This window comes from Nostoc sp. CHAB 5715 (assembly GCF_020829685.1).
Taxonomy (GTDB): domain Bacteria; phylum Cyanobacteriota; class Cyanobacteriia; order Cyanobacteriales; family Nostocaceae; genus Nostoc.
In genome coordinates, this window is record NZ_JAIVFR010000434.1 from 1 (window position 1) to 5,971 (window position 5,971).

7 protein-coding genes and 1 pseudogene are annotated in these 5,971 nt (G+C 42.5%); 6 read left to right on the forward strand and 2 right to left on the reverse strand.

What is annotated here, in order from left to right:
• Nucleotides 1-227 precede the first annotated feature (227 nt).
• The gene (locus LC574_RS22370; protein ID WP_229455707.1) at nucleotides 228-605 is read left to right on the forward strand and encodes a Mo-dependent nitrogenase C-terminal domain-containing protein; all 378 of its coding nucleotides are present in this window, start codon (nucleotides 228-230) and stop codon (nucleotides 603-605) included.
• A gap of 78 nt (nucleotides 606-683) precedes the next feature.
• Here LC574_RS22370 and LC574_RS22375 read toward each other — a convergent pair whose 3' ends face one another.
• Nucleotides 684-2,534, reverse strand: a complete 1,851-nt coding sequence (locus LC574_RS22375; protein WP_229455709.1) for a caspase family protein — start codon at nucleotides 2,532-2,534, stop codon at nucleotides 684-686.
• Between the two features lie 201 nt (nucleotides 2,535-2,735).
• Between LC574_RS22375 and LC574_RS22380 the strand changes: the two genes are divergently transcribed.
• From LC574_RS22380 to LC574_RS22400, 5 genes and pseudogenes are all read left to right on the forward strand, one after another.
• On the forward strand, nucleotides 2,736-3,203 hold the full coding sequence (locus LC574_RS22380) for a hypothetical protein (RefSeq protein ID WP_229455710.1): 468 nt from the start codon (nucleotides 2,736-2,738) through the stop codon (nucleotides 3,201-3,203).
• A 139-nt stretch (nucleotides 3,204-3,342) separates the two neighbouring features.
• Nucleotides 3,343-3,516, forward strand: coding sequence for a 50S ribosomal protein L32 (rpmF, locus tag LC574_RS22385; RefSeq protein WP_094328804.1), 174 nt, complete (start codon nucleotides 3,343-3,345; stop codon nucleotides 3,514-3,516).
• Nucleotides 3,517-3,892: 376 nt separating this feature from the next.
• Nucleotides 3,893-4,522 carry a sulfite oxidase-like oxidoreductase gene (locus tag LC574_RS22390; RefSeq protein ID WP_229455711.1) on the forward strand — a complete coding sequence of 210 codons (630 nt, stop codon included), beginning with the start codon at nucleotides 3,893-3,895 and terminating at the stop codon, nucleotides 4,520-4,522.
• Nucleotides 4,523-4,662: 140 nt separating this feature from the next.
• Nucleotides 4,663-5,061, forward strand: a complete 399-nt coding sequence (locus LC574_RS22395) for a hypothetical protein (RefSeq protein ID WP_229455712.1) — start codon at nucleotides 4,663-4,665, stop codon at nucleotides 5,059-5,061.
• A gap of 74 nt (nucleotides 5,062-5,135) precedes the next feature.
• Nucleotides 5,136-5,285, forward strand: a pseudogene (locus LC574_RS22400) (IS4 family transposase); the annotation flags it as partial.
• Here LC574_RS22400 and LC574_RS22405 read toward each other — a convergent pair.
• A partial coding sequence (locus tag LC574_RS22405; RefSeq protein WP_229455714.1) for an aldehyde dehydrogenase family protein occupies nucleotides 5,284-5,971 on the reverse strand: 688 nt, incomplete at its 5' end. The pseudogene LC574_RS22400 and the gene LC574_RS22405 overlap by 2 nt on opposite strands.

Sequence of the window (5,971 nt, forward strand, 5' to 3'; positions counted from 1 at the left end):
TTATATACGCCTTATGTGAATTAAAAACGCCCAAGCTATAGCAAGGGTTTCAGGCTATGGTTTAGCCAAGATGTTTAGCCATGTTAACGTATTTACGCCTTTCCAGACTCCAACTCACATAAGCCGTTATATCGCAGTCAGAACGCGATTTTTCCGGGAAAGTTCGTTGCCACGTTGTATATATTCATCAAAAAGGTGAATAGCCTCAATAACACAGAGGATTAACCATGAAGGTATACAAAAATACCACAAAAAAGATTTTTCTGGCAAGCTGGGTATCAATCAATCAAGCAGAGACTAGTGATCATAAAGTAACCCAGCTAAACCCTTCTATTTCCAAGCCTTACTGGGATATTCTCCAACCCCTACGGCAGCGTTTAGAAAACATTCAAGTCCGCGATCGCCAACTAGCTCACCGCTTGTGCAAGGTGATTCCATCTCAGTGTCCCTTTGAGCGAGATGTCAAATTATTTGGGAAAACCTTGTTTCACATTCCACCCATGTGCAAGCTTAACCCCTTATATGAAGAAGTGGTTGGTTTACGTTTCCGAGCGCTGTGCTATCTAGCCGACGAATGTGGCGAAGATGTATCACAGTACTGCTGAGTAGTGAGGGTATGAGTGAAGAGTGAGGAATTAAAACTCCAAACTCCCTACTCCCCACTCCCTACTCCCCACTTCTAACTATTTTTTTTGCCATTTTTGAATGGCATCCTGAGCATCTTCGTAAGCGCCTGTCTCCTCTGGCACTAAAGCAGCAGTCGCAATTGCGGCATTAAGTTCTCCTTCGGTGGCGCGACGCTTGGCCAGGTCTAAAATTTTCTCACTCCAGTTATAGATCGATTTTTGGGCAATATCGAAGCCTGGTTGACCCGGTGGTACTTTCTTCGCAACTTCGATCGCACGATTGTAGGTAGATGCCTGTCCAGACTTGATTAAGGCATTAGCTGCATCTAAAAGAGTTTTGTTACTTACATACTGCTTACCCTCTAACCGCCACAGGTTAATTGCTGCTTGTGCTTTGGCATAAGGAGCTTCATCTTTGGTAATTAATCGAGCGGCAGCAATAGCGCCAGCATACTGTCTTTGTTTAGCACGTCCCTCTGCTAAATCTAAAATCATTTGGCTCCAAATCTTAATATTCTCCTGAGCTTGTTGGTACAGTGGTTCACCAGGTCGAATTTTCCGGGCTGTTGCGATCGCCATGCTCAAATCGCTAGCCTGAGTTTGTCTGAGCGACATTTTCGCCAGGTCTAATACTGCTTGATTCCGCTTTTTAGACTCGGAACTAGAAGTTATTTGGGCGCTAGATTGGTTTTTAAGTCTAACTGGTAGAGTGCGATCACTCCCAGCAGCATTGGGTGATGTGCTTGATATTTGCTTAATTTTAAAAGTTTCTTGATTACGGAGAAAAACTACGGCGATTAAACCTGCTACGAGCAGGCTACCTCCGCCCCATAAAATAAACTGTTTCCAAAAAGGGATGCTTGACTGATTGGATGGCAATCGAGAAACGTAACCTTTAGAAGAATTGGGGATAAATCTTCCCTTAGGATTCACTCCTAAAGAAGTTTCTGCCATTGGCTGGGAAACTAAGCCAGTAGCTGACTCCTTTCCTTGTTGACCTTTAGATTTTTCGACCTTGTGAGCCTTCACCTGTTGGGAGGAGTTCACAGTCGCTTCTCCCCATCTGCCCCGTTCTGCTGAAGTTTTAGGGTAATCGTCGAGGGGAGGAGCCGCAAGGGCAACAGCAAAGGATTCTTCAGGATAAATCACCGATTCTGCTTGCAAGTCACTTTCTATTGCCAATTTTGGCAAGATTACCTGTTGCCTTGATGGGATAATAGTGGCAGGGTTTTGGACAGGACGCCAGTGGTGGTGACATAATTTTGGCATGATCAGGCTTAGGTAGCTTTCTAAATCTGCCAAGTTGCTGCCATTACCAGAACGCAAAGCTTCTAACAAAGCTGCTGTAAAGAATCCGTGACCTAATTCGCTACTTTCATGGGAAAATTGCTCTGGTTGACAAGAAAGAATTGTCGCAAGTTGTAGTTCTTGGGCTAATTCTATTGTTTCTTCGCCAACGGGAGCATCTGCTTGAGTGCCAAAAGCGCGGTTGATATCGAGTAGTAACAATACATTTAGTTCAGCAAGTTGCAGACTTTGCATTAGCGATCGCAATTCTATGCCAGTCTCTTGCACCAGTTCGGGGTTGCCCTCTGCTGGCATTAAGTAATCTTTGCCCTTGTAGTTGACCCCATAACCGCTAAAAAATAACCACAGATAATCTTCTGGTTGCCAACTTGTCGCTGCCAAATCCTCAAGCAGCAGCAAAATATTCTCTTTAGTCGGATAAGTTGATCTATCCCCAATCGGCGGGGAGGTATCCGTCATTAAGAGACAGTGTTTGGGGAGAAAACCTGCCTCTGTCACCAAAAAATCCTCTAGTGCCTCAGCATCTGCTTGGGCACAACTTAAAGGTTGAAATAACTGATATTGATTGATGCCAATCGCGATCGCCCAGTAATTTGCCATCCCGCTATTTGTCAGTTATTGTTTGCTGGTCTTAAAATTGCGGTTGGCTTTGCCCAAAAAAACAAAGCTAACCTATGTCTTATAGTCTAGGTGATTCTGATCGAATTTTAAGTTAAAATGTAATTTTTATTACGTTTATACACCGGAAAATACCTTTTACCTAATTTCAATAAAAGATTATTACTAAGGAGATAGAAGGTTATGAGCAAGATTTCTGCTCACCTACCATCATCGATCACTCCCTTTTCATTTATTAGCGAAATTGCCAGAAGAATCCGGATAATTCCTTTAGTAGTTTTGCTCATATCTACTGTTCCTGCGTGGTTTTTGATGGAAGCGATCGCGCCTCAGGTTGTGCGAGCTTACACCGCTAGAGTTGATCTAGCTATTGACCGCCTGCCAGATGAAAACTATGAAACCGTTCTCAGGAGAGCGGAAGCGGTTGCTAGAGCATCTGCTCAACGGAGTTTCGACCAAGATATCTTGGTGACAGATGTTTCAATCATTGTAACCGTACAAAATTATGGTGCGATCGTACCAGTTCTGACATTAGAAGTCAGTCGTCCCCAATGGCGATCGCGTCCCGATGCTCAAATTTGGGCGACTTACTTCAAAACGGCGCGATCGCTACTTTTTTTGGAAAATAACCAGGACTTACGCAAACAATAGCCGAAAAGAATGATTTTCAGTAGGGGCAATTCATGTAGACGCAAAGGGGGTTCCCGCAGGGTATTGCCCCTACTTTTGTCGTTAGCATCAGTGGATGGTCTAGAATAGTAAGGTTGTAAGAATTGCGATATCTGCTGACATGGCTGTTCCTAAGAAGAAAACTTCAAAATCAAAACGAGATAAACGTCGAGCTACCTGGAGGCACAAAGCCGTCGTCGAAGCTCAAAAAGCCCTTTCTCTGGGCAAATCAATTTTGACTGGACGTTCTACATTTGTATATCCAGCTGCTGAAGAAGAGGAAGAAGAATCTTAACAATTCAAAACTTGTACTGAGCGTAGCCGAAGTATTCAAAACTTGTACTGAGCTTGTCCTGAGCTTGTCCTGAGCGTAGCCGACTTGTACGCTCGCTGCGTCGAAGTAAGGGCGTAGCCGAAGTATTCAAAATGAAAGACATTTTCAGACGGTTACTGAGCGTAGCCGAAGTACGGGGGTTTAAACCCCGACTGAAACTCACAAGCTCATTAGATCGAAAAAATTGGTAGTGAGTAATTGGGAATATCCATTACCCATTACCTATCATTCATGAGTAACGAGCAAGTAATCAAATAAAGAGTCAAACATCTGGTACTGTTGGCAACTCAGCAAAAAAGCTTGTATACATCTTGAAAAAACTTATTTTTCTCTAACTATGCTAGGAAAATATTTTCAGAAACCAGGGAAGGAAGAGGGCGATGGCGCAGCCAACGCCAAGGGCGATCGCGTCCCTCCTGGTCAACACTTAGCTAAAGGTTTTCCCGTATTAACTTACGGTGAAACTCCCCAAGTCAGCACTGAGGAATGGGAGTTTCGAGTTTGGGGTTTAGCAAAATCTGCTACCTTTAGTTGGTCAGACTTTATGGCGCTACCTCAACATGAATTTACAGCCGACTTCCACTGTGTAACGCGCTGGTCTAAACTGGATGTCAAATGGACTGGCATTAAAGTTACAGATTTCATGAGTCTGATTGAATTAGACCCGAAAGTAGCCCACGTTATGGAACACTGCTATGGCGGCTACACCACCAATATTTCTGTAGAAGATTTTCTGCGCGAAGAAAACTTCTTTGCTTTTAAAGTCTTTGGTGAAGACCTTCCATCTGAACACGGTGGCCCGATGCGGCTAGTTGTACCCCACCTCTACGCTTGGAAAAGTGCTAAGTGGATTAATGGGTTGGAATTTTTAGCTGCTGAAGAACTTGGTTTTTGGGAGCGCAATGGCTACCATCGCCGTGGTGAACCTTGGGCTGAGGAGCGTTACAGTAATGCCTTTGGGATTTAAAAGTTAGGAGTTATTCAATTTAGTTAGAGATAAACAATTTTCAAGGTGATGTTGATAGCAGGTAAATAGTCTTAGAATAGCAGTGGCAAACATCGATAACACGAACAAAGCTGATAGTACTAAAAATTAAGGAAAAAACCATGAGACGTTTTACCTTGTTTACGCTACTGTATCTAGCTGCGGGAGTCTGCTTAACTGCGATCGCACTTAAGTACCCTAACATCACTCCAAACCTTAAAGCCATCCTGCTAATAGAGGCAGGAATGCTATACACTTTCTCTATATTCAGTACCTCCCCGTTTTGGCGTCAAACCTTACTACAAAGCCAAAATAGACTTCGCCAGCAAGCAACATGGAAGAAAAAATTCGTTCCGATCGCACTTTGGCTAGCGATTGGATTAACGGTTTTTTCGTTCATCTTCAATGTAGTAGTGAGTCATAACTGGACAACTGAAGCAATCGCCCAAGCGTCTTTGGGGCTAATAATTATTTTGCCGAGTGCAGAAAATCTTTTCCTCAGAAGCCAAACCCAATCATAAATCAACTGCTCTGTTTGATCGGTAGGCTTTTATTGCCATTTCAAGTTTGAGTTAACTCATATTGTGATAACCGAATAGCACGTTTGTTATTACTCCACAAGGAATTTGCTCAAGCACTAAATATAGTTATTCTGGTCAAAACCAATCTTCAAACTAATGCTCGTAGTCATATAATTCTATTTTCTGGTGAGCTAGATTTGTCCTACGAAAAAATAATAGACTTTAACCCAGAAGTTTCTTGATTAGCGGCAATTTGCCCTGATATGGAGCGTATCGCCATTTTAAATCGAGCCAGAATGAGTTTTGCAATACACTTTTGTTATGGGAAAATGTGTCAAAACTAGCTTTGCCGTGATAGTTGCCAATACCGCTATCTCCCACCCCACCAAATGGTAAGGACGAAAGACCAAACTGCATCACCGTATCGTTGATACAGACTCCACCAGATGAAGTTTCGTGCAAAACTCGATTTTGTAGATTTTTGTTTTGAGAAAATAAGTATAACGCTAAGGGTTTAGATTTAGAGTTAATCAAGGCGATCGCTTCTGCAATGTCAGTATATTCAATGATGGGTAAAATCGGGCCAAAAATTTCTTCCTGCATTACAGAATCTTCTAAGGAGACATTATCAACCACTGTGGGGGCGATATAACGCTCTGAAGGTTGATTTTCTCCACCGATGATAACTTCACCATCTTTGAGAAAGTTAACCAACCTATCAAAGTGTTTTTGACTGATAATTCTGGCATAATCAGGACTGTTTGCTGGATTATCGCCATAAAATTCTTTTACGCATTTTTCCAGCCCATTTATTAAATCTTTTTTGATTGTTTTATTAACTAAAAGGTAGTCGGGGGCGATACAAGTTTGTCCAGCATTAATAAATTTGCCCCAAGTAATTCGTCTGACA

Excerpts from the sequence above, each read along its gene's own strand:
- LC574_RS22370 (WP_229455707.1), top strand. The coding sequence starts at position 228 with ATGAAGGTATACAAAAATACCACAAAAAAGATTTTTCTGGCAAGCTGG.
- LC574_RS22375 (WP_229455709.1), bottom strand. The coding sequence starts at position 2,534 with ATGGCAAATTACTGGGCGATCGCGATTGGCATCAATCAATATCAGTTA.
- LC574_RS22380 (WP_229455710.1), top strand. The coding sequence starts at position 2,736 with ATGAGCAAGATTTCTGCTCACCTACCATCATCGATCACTCCCTTTTCA.
- rpmF (WP_094328804.1), top strand. The coding sequence starts at position 3,343 with ATGGCTGTTCCTAAGAAGAAAACTTCAAAATCAAAACGAGATAAACGT.
- LC574_RS22390 (WP_229455711.1), top strand. The coding sequence starts at position 3,893 with ATGCTAGGAAAATATTTTCAGAAACCAGGGAAGGAAGAGGGCGATGGC.
- LC574_RS22395 (WP_229455712.1), top strand. The coding sequence starts at position 4,663 with ATGAGACGTTTTACCTTGTTTACGCTACTGTATCTAGCTGCGGGAGTC.